Here is a 15,343-nt window from a genome sequence, read left to right on the forward strand (position 1 = left end):
CCTTGGCGAGAAAATTCTACTTATGCAGCCCCCTACTTTCGGGGGGGATTACCCGCGGCACCTATCCTGGTCCCAGGTTTTCAGGGTATTTAGGCACCGTAACGCGCGCGCGGGGTGAGGTCTTAGGCAATACGGATTTACCGGTAGTCACAACGCGGGCGAACTGGCGGTGCGGCGCGCGGACCCGCAAGGGCACTCCATGCCGGGCAAGGGCGATGCCGGGCAAGACGCGGTGCAGGTTTCACGGAGGGCTATCGACCGGCCCCAAGACCCGCGAAGGCCGCGAACGCATAGCCGAGGCGCAGCGGCGGCGCTGGGCGACCAAGAAATGAAGGGTTTAGGTGCAGACCGAATTGTCGATAAACCCGAATGGCGAAGGCGCGGCACTTGGAACTTCAGAAATAACGACTTCAGAGGAAACCTACTTCTGGACCTGAAGAAAAAGCGGGGAGTCATCTTCAAGGCCGTAAATTGCCTTCATATCATCCCAAGACGCAATATTTGGCAATTTGCCGGGGAGGTCAGAAATCTGAATATCGATTCCAGATTTCTGAACTGCATCTGAAATTTTGGTAACTTTTGTTTCGAGAGAGGCGAGTTGACCGGTCTGCTCAGCACTTTGGACCATCAGCTGAGATAGCTGACCTTGCAGGCGGTCAACAGCTTTTGTCGTGCCATCAAGCGACCTGCCGATACGGTTGGAGTTAGCTTCAAGTGCAGAACTAAGCCGGTTGAGCGAACCATCTAGTCCCGAAAGGGTATTCTCGGTACTCGAAGTGTTTGCACGTACGACGTAATCAGCGACGTAGAACGAAATTACCCCTGCCGAGGCGGAAGTCAAAATGAACGATATGGCCACGCGAAGCGCCCAAATTTTCCAAGACAACTCACTCATTTATGCCACACTCCTTGGACGGGTTCCTTCTTCTTGCAGTTTCCTTAATGCATTGTCAAAGAGGCGCGCGCTGTCATGCTCATGAAGAGACCCTTTGGCTAGCTAACCGCCGTGGGCGATTTTTCCCGGGGCAGGAAATCTCCGAGACGCGTCAACGGTGCAACCGACCGGCCAAGCAAAATCCCGCAGCAACCGTTGACCTTCGTGAATATGCCCCCGACCGGATATTGCGGGCGCGGGGCATGTCTGGGGTCTTGACGCGTGCATGCGAAAGGAAACGCCATGCCGCGTAACGGCGATGCCCAGCAAGACCCGATGCAGGTTTCACGGCGGACTATAGACCGGCCCTAAGACCCGCGCAGGCCGAGAACGCATAGCCGAGGCGCAACGGCGGCGCTGGGCGCGATGGCGGGCAGGACACAAGCGACCTGACAAAACCTGATACGCTGCTACGTCGCCACATCACTCGGACCAGTAGCACCCCTTGGGGGGCAGGTATCGTTCCAAATGCTTTCACCGGACTGCAACCGACTGCCCCGGCATTGGCGCGCGTGCGCGATTCAGACATTTAGAGAAAGAACGTTGGCCCTAACACACCGTTCACCCATGCACTTCACGGTTTCCAAGCGCAAATGAGATGGCGGGCATTTTGGCGGGCAAGACTCAGCATCTGCAAATTTATTCAATGATTTCAAAGGTAGGTGGCGGAGACGATGTCCGTATAACCATCGTTTTTCTGGGTTTGCCGAAGTTCGTCAGGGTACGGGATAGCCAAATAAAAACAGCTTGTTAAATCCATACCTGTCCATTGATGTTCACACGGGTTCACGTTAAACCACGAAATAGTGTGGGAACAAATGTGGGAACGATCATGGCTCTCAGCGCTCAAAAGGTTAAGGTAGCCCAACCTGGACGGCATGGTGATGGGCGTGGTCTCTTCCTGTATGTAAAACCCTCCGGTGCGCGCTCCTGGGTGCTGCGCTATCAGTTGCAGGGCCGCCGCCGCGATTTAGGTCTTGGGCCTTATCCAGAAGTAAGCCTTGCCATGGCTCGTGAGCGTGCAGCAGACGCGCGGAGGCTGATTGTTGAAGGCAAAGACCCTATAGCCAAGAAGCGACAGGCCAAGCCAAAGACTTTCAAAGAGGCTGCTCTCGAATTGATCGAAAGAAAACGCCCAGGTTGGAAAAATGCCAAACACGCGGCTCAATGGACTGCGACTCTCGAAGCCTACGTTTTCCCGAAAATAGGACAGGTGCAGGTCGCCAAGATCGAAACTGCCGACGTGATCGGCGCACTAACCCCGATTTGGTCGAAGAAGCCCGAAACCGCGAACCGTGTACGCCAACGTATCGAAGCCGTGATCGATTACGCCTCAGCTCTCGGTGTGCGCTCTGGAGACAATCCGGCTCGGTGGCGAGGGCATTTAGACCACCTTTTGCCCAAGCCGACGAAAGTTCGGGCAGTCAAGCATCACCCAGCGCTCGCTCACAGGGAAATTGCCACCTTTCTGCAAGAGCTTTCGAGGCGTAGCGGTGTTGCGGCCCGGGCGCTTCGCTTCACAGTTCTTACAGCCGCGCGCTCTGGTGAGACACGCGGTCTCAAGTGGGACGAAATAGATCTGGAGAACCGAATCTGGACAATCCCCGGCGACCGCATGAAGGCAGGGAAAGAACATCGTGTCCCGTTGAGCGCCGACGCCATCGCTTGCCTCGGTCCGCGCCGAGGCGACGACACGCTTGCGTTCGAGAGCGAAACCAAACCCGGCAAACCCATTTCAGATATGAGCATGACAGCCGTGTTGCGCCGCATGGGTCGTAACAAGATCACGGTTCACGGCTTTCGGTCCACATTTCGTGATTGGGCCGGTGAAACCACTGGCTTTCCGCGTGAGGTAATCGAAGCTGCACTGGCGCATGGAATAAAGGACAAAGCGGAAGCCGCTTATGCACGCTCAGACCTCTTTGATAAGCGGCGCGATCTTATGGATGCCTGGTCGAGGGTGGCTTGCCAGCGTGAGGCTGGGGCAAATGCCGTCGTGCTGGCTTAAACAAGTGTTGTGGATGATGTGCGCTTGCATCGATATCTGATGGCGCGTTGCGGTCCGTTTCGAAACACAGTTGCCGTAACTCACTGGTCAATGCAAAGAATCTTGCCCAACAAAAGGAAACGCAGGCCGTAGCCTGCGTTTCAATGTGGTGCAATCGAATGCTTGTTAACGGCTCGACCGCGAATTTTGAACAGGTGTACCTTCGCATGGAAGTTTGCTCCCTTCAATGAAAATTTGAGTTGAGATGAGAAATTTTGAATGCAATCCTCTCTTGTATTGACATAATTTCTTGCGGAGCTGAGTCGTGCGTCTTGGATTGGATATTGGAACGAATTCGATTGGTTGGTGGCTCTATGCGGCAAATAATGGCGAAATCACGGAGGTCGTAGACGGTGGTGTGCGGATATTTTCCGATGGTCGCGACCCGAAGTCCAAGGCTTCGCTTGCCGTAGATCGCCGTGCCGCCCGCGCGCAACGCCGCCGTCGCGACAGGTTTCTACGCCGCAAAACCGCGTTGATGAGGCGTATGGCCGAGGTAGGGCTGATGCCCAATGACCCGGAGGAAGCCAACGCACTGGAACACCTCGATCCTTACAGGTTGAGGGCTGAAGGGTTGGATCTGGAATTGCCGTTGACCCATCTCGGGAGGGCCCTGTTTCATCTGAACCAGCGGCGCGGTTTCAAATCCAATCGCAAGACAGACCGTGGCGACAATGAAAGCGGCAAGATAAAGGATGCCACCGCACGGTTGGATCAGATGATGATGATCAAACATGCGCGAACCTATGGCGAATTTCTGCATATGCGCCGCGCTGCTGCCCCTGACCCAAAACAGGTGCCGCCTGTTCGCACCCGTCTGTCAGTTGCGCGGCGTGATAATGCCGAAAAAGAGGAATCAGGCTATGATTTTTATCCTGACCGTCGCCATCTGGCGGAAGAGTTCGCCAAGCTATGGGCCTCTCAAGCCAGGTTTCACGCAAGTTTGACCGATGAGCTGCGCGACGAAATCCAGCTGATCATATTTCATCAACGGCCTTTGAAAGCACCGGCAGTCGGGCTGTGCCTGTTCACCGATGAAAGGCGCATCCCGTCGGCGCATCCCCTGAATCAGCGTCGCATTCTGGTAGAAAGCGTCAACGCGTTGCGGGTTGCTGAAAGAGGCGCACCCTCACGCGGGTTGTTGAAGGAAGAGCGGGACAAGATCGTCCATGCGTTGGACAACAAGAAGCATACAAAATCTCTGGCGGGGATGACACTGAAGCTCAAGGCATTGGGCAAGGTAATCGGCTTGCGGCCTGAACAGTCCTTTACGCTGGAGACTGCCAACCGCGATGCTATCGCCTGTGACCCTGTCCGCGCCAGTCTGTCGCATCCTGATCGCTTTGGGCCACGTTGGTCTGGGCTGGCTCCAGCGGCGCAATGGCAGGTAATCGAGCGCATTCGAGCGGTGCAAAGTGAGGCGGAGCATCACGCGCTGGTCGATTGGCTGATGGCGACCCATGGGCTGGACCGTGATCATGCAGACGGGGTTGCACATGCGCCTTTGCCTGACGGCTACGGGCGACTGGGAATTACGGCAACCACCCGCATACTTGCTGCGCTGGAAGAGGAAGTGGTCCCTTATAGCGAGGCTGTTGCACGCTGTGGTTGGCGTCACTCGGATGACCGGACAGGCGAGGTGTTGGACGCACTGCCTTATTATGGAAAGATTCTGGAGCGGCATGTGATTCCGGGGACATACGATGAAAAGGACGGTGACATTACCCGCTATGGCCGCATCACCAACCCCACGGTGCATATCGGCCTGAACCAACTGCGGCGTTTGGTGAACCGAATAATATGTGTTTACGGAAAACCCGATGAAATTGTTGTCGAGCTCGCCCGTGATCTGAAACTATCAGAGGACCAAAAGCGCGAGGTCCAAAGCACGATCAGGAAAAACACCGACGCCGCGATCAAGCGAGGCGAAAAGCTGGAGGAAATGGGCGTCCGCAATACGGGCGCAAATCGAATGATACTTCGCCTCTGGGAAGACTTGAACGAGGATGCGATGGCGCGGAATTGCCCTTATTCCGGCCAGCGGATCTGTGCCTCAATGCTATTTGACGGCTCTTGCGACGTGGATCACATCCTGCCTTATTCGCGCACCCTTGACGATGGGTTTTCCAATCGCACGCTGTGTTTGAAGGAATATAATCGGCAAAAGACGAACAAAACCCCGTGGGAGGCGTGGGGTGATACACCCCAATGGCCCGCAATTGAAGCCAATCTGAAAAACCTGCCTGCAAACAAGGCTTGGCGCTTTGCTCCTGACGCGATGGAACGGTTCGAGGGAGAGAACGAGTTTTCGGCCCGCGCGCTCAAGGATACCCAATATCTGTCCCGCATCGCCCGCGCCTATCTGGACGCGCTTTATGACGGACAGGATGGCAAAAACCACGTTTGGGTTGTGCCCGGGCGCCTGACGGAAATGCTGCGCCGCCATTGGGGTCTGAACGGCATCGAGGCACTCACAGATCACAATGCTGCCACCGTCAAGGCCAAGAATCGTAGCGATCATCGTCACCATGCCATTGACGCCGCTGTTATTGCCGCGACTGACCGGTCTCTAGTCAAGCGGATCGCGGATATGGCTAAACGGGACGAGTTGGGTGGGGTCGAACAGGTGGCGCGCTCTGTTCTGCCGCCCTGGGACGGATTTCGTGCGGACATCGCCAAACAAGTGGCGCGTATTATCGTCAGCCACCGGGCGGATCATGGGCGCATTGATCCAACCCTACGCAAATCTGGCAGGGACAGCACTAGCGGCCAGTTGCACAATGATACCGCTTATGGGCTTGCAGGTGGCGATCTTGTGGTCACCCGGAAACCACTGACCTCTATCAAGCCAAATGAAATTGACCCCACCGCGGGGGGCGCGACTATTCGGGATGCCGATTTACGCCGTCACCTCAAGCGGGTTACACGTGGATTGGATGGAAAAGCATTTGAGCAAGCCATAGTCGGTTTCGCGAATGCACCCAAATTGCCGGATCAATCGGACAATCCTTACTACCGAATCCGTCGCGTGCGGTTGGAGGACACCCTGCAAAAGTCCGCGCGCGTGGATATTTCCGACACATCTGGAAAGCCGTTCAAAGCCTATAAAGGCGACAGCAACCATTGCTACGAGATATGGCGTCTTCCGGATGGAAAGATAAAGCCACCGGTCGTCACTACTTTCGAGGCGCATCAGCTGGGGGTTGAGAGAAAGCCACACCCTGCCGCCAAACGCCTCATGCGCTTATTCAAGCGGGACATGGTGGCGCTGGAACGGGATGGCGAGACGACTATTGGCTATATTCAGAAGCTCGACTTAGCGCACGGTCTCTTCATCGCCCCTCATACTGAGGCGAATGCCGATGCCAGGAGCCGAGATAAAACAGACTCATTCAAATTGCTCCAGATGGGTGCGGGGACACTAGAAAAATCTCGTGTTCGCCGAGTTTTTGTCGATGAAATAGGTGGAGTAAAGGACCCGGGGCCAGGCCAATTTTCTCGAAACTAGGATATACTCGAATTCTTGGCAAAAATGGAATCTTGACGTTTCGAGTTTTTATTGGAGGCAATGTATTGGATCAGATTATTGATATTGCAACTGATGGCCGACACTTGTCACTTGACCGGGGATTCTTGAAGGTTTCAGAAGGCGGCAGCGAGGTTGGCCGCACTCCGCTGGACCAAATTGCAGGTGTGATTGTTCATGCCCATGGAACGACTTGGTCAACATCGTTGTTGACCGAATTGGCCGATAGAGGCGCGCCGGTGGTACTATGTGCCGCGAACCATGCGCCAAAATCGGTTCTGATGCCGCTGGACGGTCATCATGCCCAAGGCGCACGTATGCGTGCTCAGTGGCAAGCAAAAGCACCGCTGGTCAAGCAGGCCTGGAAACATGTGGTGATTGCCAAGATCCAAATGCAGGCCGCCGCACTAGCGGCGAATGGCGAATCGTCAGCGCCGCTGAGCATGTTCGCCCGCAAGGTCACCTCCGGAGATGGCAACAACATAGAAGCGCAGGCCGCGCGCTATTATTGGCCGCGCATGATGGGGCCGGACTTTCGCCGCGATACCGGAGCAGATGCGGAAAACGCGCTACTGAACTACGGCTATACCGTGCTACGCGCCGCCACAGCTCGCGCTGTTGTCGGTGCCGGGTTGCATCCTACCATTGGCATTTTCCACTCCAATCGGGGCAACGCATTTGCCCTGGCCGATGATTTGATGGAACCGTTCCGCCCCTTGGTCGACTGCGCTGTGCGCAGCATTGTTGAACGTTCTGGGGCCAAATTGGATACCGAAGCGAAACAAGCCTTGGCACGTCTCATCGCCATTGACCTGCCATTGGGTGAAGGAGTGACACCTGTTTCTGTTGCTCTGACAAAACTGGCGACTTCGTTGGGGCAGAGCTTTGAAACCGGCAAACTGGCTTTGGCTCTTCCTAATCCCCCCGATTCCTTGACGCTGGCGAGGCTTGGGGCGTGAACGCGCCTGTAACATATTTGTCGGGGTATCGTCTGATGTGGATTCTCGTGATGTTCGATTTACCCACCGATACTAAGCAGCAGCGCAAAGAAGCGGGAGCATTTCGCAACTTTCTGCTGGATGATGGCTTCGAGCGCAGCCAATTCTCAGTCTACGCGCGATTTGTCAACGGCAAGGAGGCTTTTGCCACTCGTGTCACTCGAATCGAACGACATCTGCCGTCATCTGGCGACATACAAATCCTGAACTTCACGGACCGGCAGTACCGAGATGTCGTACATTTCTCGGATCAAGGCCGAAGAAATGCCAGGGAAAACCCTCAGCAACTGGTGATGTTTTGATGCGATTCGGGTGGAAAGGCTTCAATAGGACACAGAAAATTCCCTTTTCTTACAGGGCTTTATCTGATGATCGATTGTAGCTGTTCAAAATTCGCGGTCCAGCCGCAACAACACGCGCTCTGCGGCGATTCTGTGGTATTGTAGCTGTTCAAAATTCGCGGTCCAGCCGCAACTTGGAAGACCCGGAAGGCTTCAAGCGGTGGATTGTAGCTGTTCAAAATTCGCGGTCCAGCCGCAACAGTGTTGGGGATTGGTCGGCGCGCGATGCGATTGTAGCTGTTCAAAATTCGCGGTCCAGCCGCAACATAGATTATTACGACTTGTATGTTCGCATTATTGTAGCTGTTCAAAATTCGCGGTCCAGCCGCAACGGCGTCACCATGGAAATGGTCACTTCTGGCATTGTAGCTGTTCAAAATTCGCGGTCCAGCCGCAACGGCTGAGCGGCCGGGCCCATTCCACCAACAATTGTAGCTGTTCAAAATTCGCGGTCCAGCCGCAACAGAGTATCCGATCAACTGTGCGAATTGCTCATTGTAGCTGTTCAAAATTCGCGGTCCAGCCGCAACATCGCGTCAGCCGCAATGCCCTGCGCCTCTATTGTAGCTGTTCAAAATTCGCGGTCCAGCCGCAACGCACCCAAAGAACATAGAGCGGCACCATGTATTGTAGCTGTTCAAAATTCGCGGTCCAGCCGCAACGGAGCGCGCAACATTTGACGACGGCACCAAATTGTAGCTGTTCAAAATTCGCGGTCCAGCCGCAACTGAGCGGTTTTCTCTGAGCCACGCGCCGACATTGTAGCTGTTCAAAATTCGCGGTCCAGCCGCAACATCTCAGGACGCCCTTGGTAATCCGTTTTATTGTAGCTGTTCAAAATTCGCGGTCCAGCCGCAACCGATCACGTCCAGCACACAAGAGGCGCTGAATTGTAGCTGTTCAAAATTCGCGGTCCAGCCGCAACAGCTTGGCCTGCGCAATGACCGAAAGGTGGATTGTAGCTGTTCAAAATTCGCGGTCCAGCCGCAACTGGCGAACAATTCATCAACTGTGGCACCTCATTGTAGCTGTTCAAAATTCGCGGTCCAGCCGCAACCCAAGGCCAAGTTGATTGGTCTTTGGAGCGATTGTAGCTGTTCAAAATTCGCGGTCCAGCCGCAACTCCGGGAAACCTCGCTTGATGATAGCGAGCATTGTAGCTGTTCAAAATTCGCGGTCCAGCCGCAACTGGCGAACAATTCATCAACTGTGGCACCTCATTGTAGCTGTTCAAAATTCGCGGTCCAGCCGCAACTCGGGGCGCCATACTTGCATGAAACGCGGGATTGTAGCTGTTCAAAATTCGCGGTCCAGCCGCAACTGCACAACCAGCTTGGCACCCGCCACCCCATTGTAGCTGTTCAAAATTCGCGGTCCAGCCGCAACGATCTTCAAGCATTCTTCATGCGTCGCGTATTGTAGCTGTTCAAAATTCGCGGTCCAGCCGCAACCAAACGTGCCAGCGAAGTAGTGCGGTCTGATTGTAGCTGTTCAAAATTCGCGGTCCAGCCGCAACCGCACACAGTTCCCGTTCCGGTCGGGATAAAATTGTAGCTGTTCAAAATTCGCGGTCCAGCCGCAACACAACGCCGCGTTGCAGCTGTCTGGTTGTCATTGTAGCTGTTCAAAATTCGCGGTCCAGCCGTAAATGGGTGATGATTGTCGGTGACAATTAGCGATTTGATGTTGGTTGCTGAGATCCCCCAGGGGACTTGATATCTAGGGAAAACAGCATTTTTTGAGGTGATTTGAAAATTACGTGGCAGGTCCGAATGCTAACAACTTGAACCTAACAGAGGTGATCGTCATGTTTGTGTTAAGAACATTTCAGAGGCGCAAGATATGGCATCATTCAGCGGTTTTATTCGGAAGTCTCCCTCGGCTCGCCTTCGGTGTTTCCTTGAGGTCAGGGGTGTTGATGTGCCCGAGGCCTTCGATTGGACAAGTGAAGGTCGCGGTACGGCGTTGGTACGGTCCATCGAAGAGTTGTTGGAGGAATTACCCGACCGCCAGCTGGACGTTATTAAGGCGGAGTTGGAGCTGCTGGCCAGCCTTTCCGACGACAACGGCATGACTGGCGCGGTGCAGGTTTGCGCGGGTCAAGGAATTGATCTGGAAGGGCTGGAGGGCGTGCAAGACGTGCTTTTGATGTTGGCCGCCCAGCATCCACGGATGATCGACCGGGTGAATGTCCAGGCCTCGCTGATGAGGCGGCACGGCGGCAAGCAATGGGCGCGGTTTCAGTTTCCGGATGACGGTAAGCCGTGGGTCCTTGATCAGCAAAGCGCCCGTGAAGGGTTTCTCAAAGATACCGTCGAAATTCTCGATTTGCCCGATCATCGAAAGCGAGAGGCTGATTGGTATCAGTCCATCCGCATTCATCCTGTGACAGGTGAAGAAACCAAGCTGACCCAGGCCACGTTTTACATCGAGGAACACGCCCACAGCGAACTGGCCTTTGGCGAAGAAAGCCTTGAGCGGCAGACCGTACAAAAAGTTCTAGAGCTCGGTGTAGCCTGCGACCCGAGCGAGCGCATCGTCGAGATTTGCGCCAAGGGTGGCAAAAAGTTGCGCGACAAATACCTCCAATCCTTTTCTGAGAATTTCGCGCCGGAGTCCAAGGCACCTGTCGAAATCCCCCGCCGTGACGTGCTGCTGGACACATTGCGCCAAGCGTCGGAGTTCGTGACTGAACCGGCAGATGGGATAGAAAGGGTGGAGGTTTCGTCTCTGTCCTTCCGGTCTTCTGATGGCGGTTTTGTGCGGGTCGAAAAGCGGGCCGAAGACGAGACGCTTTATCAGTTTCTGGAGCGGCGGTTCGGCGCGGCGTCACCCTTGCGCGCTGGTGGTTGGCAGATATTGGCAGCGACCCTGCGCATCATCTTGGCGGCCACCGGGGCCAAATCATCTCGCACATTGACTGTCACGTTGAGCGCGCCGAATACCACGACTCTGCCGAACAAAACCGAGACGGACCGGCAATTTGTCTTCGATCTGTTGGAGCGCTGGCAGCTGCTTGCCCCGCCGCCGACTTGTGCCGATTTATTCGAGGTCATTGAGTGAAACCGCTTTCGCTGCTCTGCGAAATCATCGCTCAGGGCGGCAGGGCATCCGCCGCGTTCTACCATGACAACCTCTTCTTTGAGGCGCTGCTGCGTTACGGGTACCTGCGAGAGTCTGGGGTTGTGGCGTCGGTGGTATGCAGCGAATGCGACACAGGGCATTCTGCGCCTGTGGTGGTCGAGAATGGGCGCTATGGCTACTATTGCCCGGACCTTGGCTTTTCCCCTTTGGATCGAGCATGCCTTCGAGCCGTCCTACCCGATTTGCCTCGGCTAATCGAACGATTGAGCGAGGCTCTGGATTGCAAACGCCGCAAGGCGTCAACCATTTATGGTCAGACTCGGCGCATCGGGGCGGTTGAAGCCGATGGACATGCGATCACGCTCTATTTCCATCCGCGTCTGCAAGGCGAAGACGACGCGCGTGATCTGGACCGCGCGCTGAGCCTCGAGGTCAGGTCGCCCTGGAGATTGATCGTGACGGCAATTGGAACCTTGCGGCTTGAAGCGGCGGAGGCGGTACGTCTTGATGATTTGGCCGAGCTGGACGTTGAGACGGGAGTCTTGCGTATCCTTGCGCAACCTGCCGATCTGCTGGGCATTCCGTGCAAGAACAAGGGCGGGCGGCCAAGCGATTACGGCCCAATCTTGGCGACGATCATTTCCAGCAGGATTCAATCCGGCGAGGCGCTTGTTGGCATTAACGCCGAGGCCAAGGCGATTCGAGCGGAATTCAAAGCAGGCTACCCCGACATTCCGGTTCCTTCTCTTTCAACGGTAAAGCGGCATCTTCTAAAATCGCAGGGTGGGTCATAACTGGTTCAAAACCTTAGCTGTATTTTGAACCATCATTCATCCGGCATCGTCCGCTCATGCTCGAACACAGGAGAATGAGCCATGACGAATACACCGGAATTGATCGCCCAAGCTGCGCAGATCCTTGCGGTTTCCCCGAACGAGGCCGCGCGCCTGTGCAGCATCGGACGCACCACTCTCTACGCTGCGTTGTCGTCGGGGGAGTTGACCAGCATCAAGATTGGCACGCGCCGCCTGATCATGTTGGAGGCGCTGCACGACTGGCTGAAGCGCAACGAAACCCCGGCGGGCGAGTGAGGCGCAGATGCCGAAGCAAGCGCGCCTGAACGGGATCAAGGGGTTCCGTTGCTACACGATAGATGAGGCGGCGGAGGTATCCGGCGTCTCTCCTCGAACTATCCGCAATTGGGCGGCTGACGGGCTTCACGTCATGGACGCGACCCGGCCATCTTTGATCCGGGGTGACGATCTGCGCAAACACATCAAATCCAAACGTGACAGCCGGTCGGTGAAGACCCGGATCGATACATTCTATTGCGTGCGTTGCCGGGATGAGCGGCAAGCGGCGGAGAGGCTAGCAGATTGCGACATCAAGAGCGGGCGCGCCAAGCTGACTGCCCTCTGCGAGGTATGCGGAACTGTCGTTTCAAAGCCGGTGGCCGTGGCGCGAATCCCTGAAATCGTCCGGACCCTGGACCTCAAAATTACGCGGCTATAGCGAACATTAAGGTGGTGGACAGTGGCCCCCTTGTTTTTCCGCTTCCGGCCAGGCCCGGTCGGAAGCCGATCTATCCCTGCAATGATCGCCTGAAAGGAGGCCGGAATGACCAAGCGACCGAATGAGAAAAATGAGCGCCTCAAGCGGCGATTTCTGGAGTATCGCAAATACGCGCGGCAACTCTCCGACAAGTCCCTCGACCGTGAACTCGCTTCGCTGGAGCGCTTCGATGTTTGGAACGGGCGCAAGGATTTCGGCAAGTTCCACATCGAATGGGCCATGGGGTTCCGAACTCACCTGGAACAGGCCAAGAGCGCGAGCGGCAAGCCTTTGGGCAAGTCTACCACCCGCGCCATTCTGGCAACCCTGCGCGAGTTCACATTGTGGCTTTCTCAGCAAGACGGTTTTCGCAGTCGGATCAGGGCAGCAGACGCGGACTATTTCAACTTGTCCCGCCGCGACGAGGCGGAGGCACGCGCCGCCCCAACCCGACCGGCCCCCAGCGTGAAGCAGGCGAAGCGGGCGCTGGCGATGATGCCCGCGACCACGCCACGCGAGATGCGCGACAAGGCGGTCTTTGCGCTGTTGTGTCTGACGGGCATCCGTGTGGGCGCTTTGATCTCCTTGCGGATTAAGCACGTCAATTTGGATGAGAAATCCGTGACGCAGAATCCGCGCGAGGTGGCAACCAAATTTGGTAAGAGCATCGACACCTTCTTTGCCCAAGGCTTCCCAGAGGCCGAAGCCGCTTTGGTGGCTTGGATGGCGCATCTCGACGACGAAGCGCTCTATGGCCCGGACGATCCGCTGTTTCCAGCGACAGCCATCGCGCCGCAATCCAACACCGGCTTCTCAGCCGAGGGCTTCGAGCGCCGCCCTTGGAAAAGTACCGAGCCCGTGCGCAAGATCGTTAACACCGCCTTTGCCGCCGCAAATCTGGATGCCTTTGGCCCGCACGCCTTTCGCCATATGTTGGCGCGTCATGCGGCCAAGAACTGCACCTCGGTCGCCGAACTGGTCGCCACCTCACAGAACCTCGGCCATACCGACGTGCTGACGACGCTGCGCAGCTACGGCCAGATTAGTCGCGAGCGCCAACGGGCGCTGATCACCGGCGAGTCAGATAGTGATGTTTTGGAGGATTAAGGCGAAGCGCCAAGCAATCAAAGGCGCGCCAAGTGTGGGAATGGATGTGGGAACGCCTCCGGCGCCGTCCGAGTTTTTCCTTTTAATTCAAGGCTTTGATTGGGGTAAGTGGCGGAGACGATGGGATTCGAACCCACGAGACCCTTCCGGGCCTACTCCCTTAGCAGGGGAGCGCCTTCGACCACTCGGCCACGTCTCCGCTGGCCGGTGTATCGGGCGGGTGAATTGGAAACAAGACGAATCTTCGGGTTTTCGTCCGGGAACCGGCTGCAGGGGCGCAGGGATGTGCGCTCTGCCTGCCCCTAGGTGTTTGATCCCACGGTTTAATGGTGCGAGCCTTTCGAGGGACTGGAAGGAAGCACTATGGGACAGATACGTCACGGAAGCGCCACGACCATGTACGCCGTCAGATCTGCAATATAGCGATCGCAAGCTTCGGCCGCGGCGTTGAGCCGGGAACTGGGGATCAACCCGAAGACGGTCGCCAAGTGGCGCAAGCGGGAAACGCTGGAAGACCGCAAAACCGGGCCGAAGGAGCCGAGAACCACCGTGCTGAGCGAGGCCGAGGAGGCGATGATTGTCGGGTTCCGGCAGCACACCCTCCTGCCGCTGGACGATTGCCTCTACGCGCTGCAGCCGTCCATCCGGCACCTTACGCGGTCGGCGTTGCACAGGTGCCTGTAGCGGCATGGCATCTCTCGCTTGCCGAACGTGGACGGCGACAAGCCGAAGCGCCAGACGTTCAAACGCTATCCGATTGGGTTCTTCCACATCGACATCGCTGAGGGGCAGACTGCGGAGGGCAAGCTCTATCTCTTCGTCGGGATCGACCGCACCAGCAAGTTCGCGGTCGCCCAACTCGTCGAAAAGGCTGACAGGCGCACGGCGTGGGAGTTCCTGCAGCACCTGCTCGAAGCCGTGCCCTACCAGGTCCACACCATTCTCACGGATAATGGCATTCAGTTCGCCGAGCAGCCGCGAAACCGAAACAGCATCTATTCCCGACCGATGCGCTTCGACATGATCTGTGAAGCAAACGGGATTGAGCATCGGCTGACAAAACCCAACCACCCCTGGACCAACGGCCAGGTCGAGCGGATGAACCGCACGATCAAAGACGCGACCGTCAGGCGATATCACTACGACAGCCACGACCAGCTGCGCACCCACCTCGCCGACTTCCTGGCTGCCTACAACTTCGCGCGCAGGCTCAAGACCCTTAGCGGGCTGACGCCGTACGAATACATCTGCAAAATCTGGACTTCAGAGCCAGAACGAACCATCCTCAACCCGATCCACCAGATGCCGGGACTGAACACCTAAGCATTGCTTTCAGATCCTGGGTGCCTGCCAATGTGTTTCCAAGCCACAACGGATATGGCCGCCCAAACGCCTGTGCGCAGGATCATTGCCCCAACTGTGCGCATCTCGTATGCACCGCCTTGCGCAATGTGCAGCCCAAGGGCCAGCATCACCACAAATGAGGCCGCGAGAATACCAATTGAAATCCAAACCGCAGGGCTGTGCCGTAGAAACAACCCGATCCCGGCGACGATATAGGCGAACCCCGCTAAAAAATTGAACCATAGTACGAAGGGCACCGCATTTCCGACCGCTGCACGAGCGTCTTCCGATCCGAAAAGCGCCCGGCCGCCGGACATTACTGTTAACATTCCGAAAACGATTGCCACTCCAACCGCAATCAACAGGCTGTTTTTTCGATTGGTACTCATTTGTTTTCTCCTTTGCTTTTCC

Annotated in this window: 13 protein-coding genes, 1 tRNA gene, 1 pseudogene and 1 CRISPR repeat array; of the genes and pseudogenes, 12 read left to right on the forward strand and 3 right to left on the reverse strand. The window is 56.2% G+C overall.

All coding sequences use genetic code 11. The features are described 5' to 3' along the window. Nucleotides 1-2: 2 nt before the first annotated feature. A complete protein-coding gene (locus P1U48_RS13770) occupies nucleotides 3-332 on the forward strand; it encodes an HGGxSTG domain-containing protein (RefSeq protein ID WP_301069678.1) in 330 nt (109 codons plus the stop codon). A gap of 89 nt (nucleotides 333-421) precedes the next feature. On the opposite strand, the gene P1U48_RS13775 is transcribed toward P1U48_RS13770, so the two are convergent. Further along, nucleotides 422-895: a hypothetical protein gene (locus tag P1U48_RS13775; protein ID WP_301069679.1), complete on the reverse strand. Its 474-nt coding sequence runs from the start codon at nucleotides 893-895 to the stop codon at nucleotides 422-424. 265 nt (nucleotides 896-1,160) lie between these two features. On the opposite strand from P1U48_RS13775, the gene P1U48_RS18215 reads away from it, so the two are divergent. From P1U48_RS18215 to P1U48_RS13820, 10 genes are all read left to right on the forward strand, one after another. Beyond that, the gene (locus P1U48_RS18215; RefSeq protein WP_366142899.1) at nucleotides 1,161-1,235 is read left to right on the forward strand and encodes an HGGxSTG domain-containing protein; all 75 of its coding nucleotides are present in this window, start codon (nucleotides 1,161-1,163) and stop codon (nucleotides 1,233-1,235) included. Nucleotides 1,236-1,766: 531 nt separating this feature from the next. After that, complete coding sequence (locus P1U48_RS13780) at nucleotides 1,767-2,942, forward strand: integrase arm-type DNA-binding domain-containing protein (protein ID WP_301069681.1); 1,176 nt, start codon at nucleotides 1,767-1,769, stop codon at nucleotides 2,940-2,942. A 304-nt stretch (nucleotides 2,943-3,246) separates the two neighbouring features. Continuing rightward, nucleotides 3,247-6,489: a type II CRISPR RNA-guided endonuclease Cas9 gene (cas9, locus tag P1U48_RS13785; protein WP_301069682.1), complete on the forward strand. Its 3,243-nt coding sequence runs from the start codon at nucleotides 3,247-3,249 to the stop codon at nucleotides 6,487-6,489. Nucleotides 6,490-6,521: 32 nt separating this feature from the next. Then, nucleotides 6,522-7,466, forward strand: a complete 945-nt coding sequence (cas1, locus tag P1U48_RS13790) for a type II CRISPR-associated endonuclease Cas1 (RefSeq protein WP_301069684.1) — start codon at nucleotides 6,522-6,524, stop codon at nucleotides 7,464-7,466. A 35-nt stretch (nucleotides 7,467-7,501) separates the two neighbouring features. After that, nucleotides 7,502-7,807, forward strand: coding sequence for a CRISPR-associated endonuclease Cas2 (gene cas2 / locus P1U48_RS13795; RefSeq protein ID WP_301069685.1), 306 nt, complete (start codon nucleotides 7,502-7,504; stop codon nucleotides 7,805-7,807). Nucleotides 7,808-7,880: 73 nt separating this feature from the next. After that, nucleotides 7,881-9,495: direct repeats of the CRISPR family, unit length 36 nt; unit sequence ATTGTAGCTGTTCAAAATTCGCGGTCCAGCCGCAAC. 193 nt (nucleotides 9,496-9,688) lie between these two features. Continuing rightward, nucleotides 9,689-10,909, forward strand: a complete 1,221-nt coding sequence (locus P1U48_RS13800) for a hypothetical protein (protein ID WP_301069686.1) — start codon at nucleotides 9,689-9,691, stop codon at nucleotides 10,907-10,909. Continuing rightward, entirely contained in the window at nucleotides 10,906-11,724 is an 819-nt protein-coding gene (locus tag P1U48_RS13805; protein WP_301069687.1) for a hypothetical protein, read from the forward strand. Before P1U48_RS13800 ends, P1U48_RS13805 begins: the two co-directional genes overlap by 4 nt. An 81-nt stretch (nucleotides 11,725-11,805) precedes the next feature. Beyond that, nucleotides 11,806-12,021, forward strand: a complete 216-nt coding sequence (locus P1U48_RS13810) for a helix-turn-helix domain-containing protein (RefSeq protein WP_301069688.1) — start codon at nucleotides 11,806-11,808, stop codon at nucleotides 12,019-12,021. Nucleotides 12,022-12,028: 7 nt separating this feature from the next. Then, on the forward strand, nucleotides 12,029-12,442 hold the full coding sequence (locus tag P1U48_RS13815; RefSeq protein WP_301069689.1) for a helix-turn-helix domain-containing protein: 414 nt from the start codon (nucleotides 12,029-12,031) through the stop codon (nucleotides 12,440-12,442). Between the two features lie 105 nt (nucleotides 12,443-12,547). Further along, the gene (locus P1U48_RS13820; protein WP_301069690.1) at nucleotides 12,548-13,588 is read left to right on the forward strand and encodes a tyrosine-type recombinase/integrase; all 1,041 of its coding nucleotides are present in this window, start codon (nucleotides 12,548-12,550) and stop codon (nucleotides 13,586-13,588) included. 109 nt (nucleotides 13,589-13,697) lie between these two features. Here P1U48_RS13820 and P1U48_RS13825 read toward each other — a convergent pair. After that, nucleotides 13,698-13,787: transfer RNA gene (locus P1U48_RS13825), tRNA-Ser, on the reverse strand. Between the two features lie 248 nt (nucleotides 13,788-14,035). On the opposite strand from P1U48_RS13825, the pseudogene P1U48_RS13830 reads away from it, so the two are divergent. Next, a pseudogene (locus P1U48_RS13830) lies at nucleotides 14,036-14,911 on the forward strand (IS481 family transposase). Here the strand turns inward: P1U48_RS13830 and P1U48_RS13835 are convergent. Continuing rightward, complete coding sequence (locus P1U48_RS13835; RefSeq protein WP_301069691.1) at nucleotides 14,908-15,321, reverse strand: hypothetical protein; 414 nt, start codon at nucleotides 15,319-15,321, stop codon at nucleotides 14,908-14,910. The pseudogene P1U48_RS13830 and the gene P1U48_RS13835 overlap by 4 nt on opposite strands. Nucleotides 15,322-15,343 lie beyond the last annotated feature (22 nt).

It is taken from the genome of Pseudooceanicola sp. (assembly GCF_029213205.1).
GTDB lineage: Bacteria > Pseudomonadota > Alphaproteobacteria > Rhodobacterales > Rhodobacteraceae > Pseudooceanicola.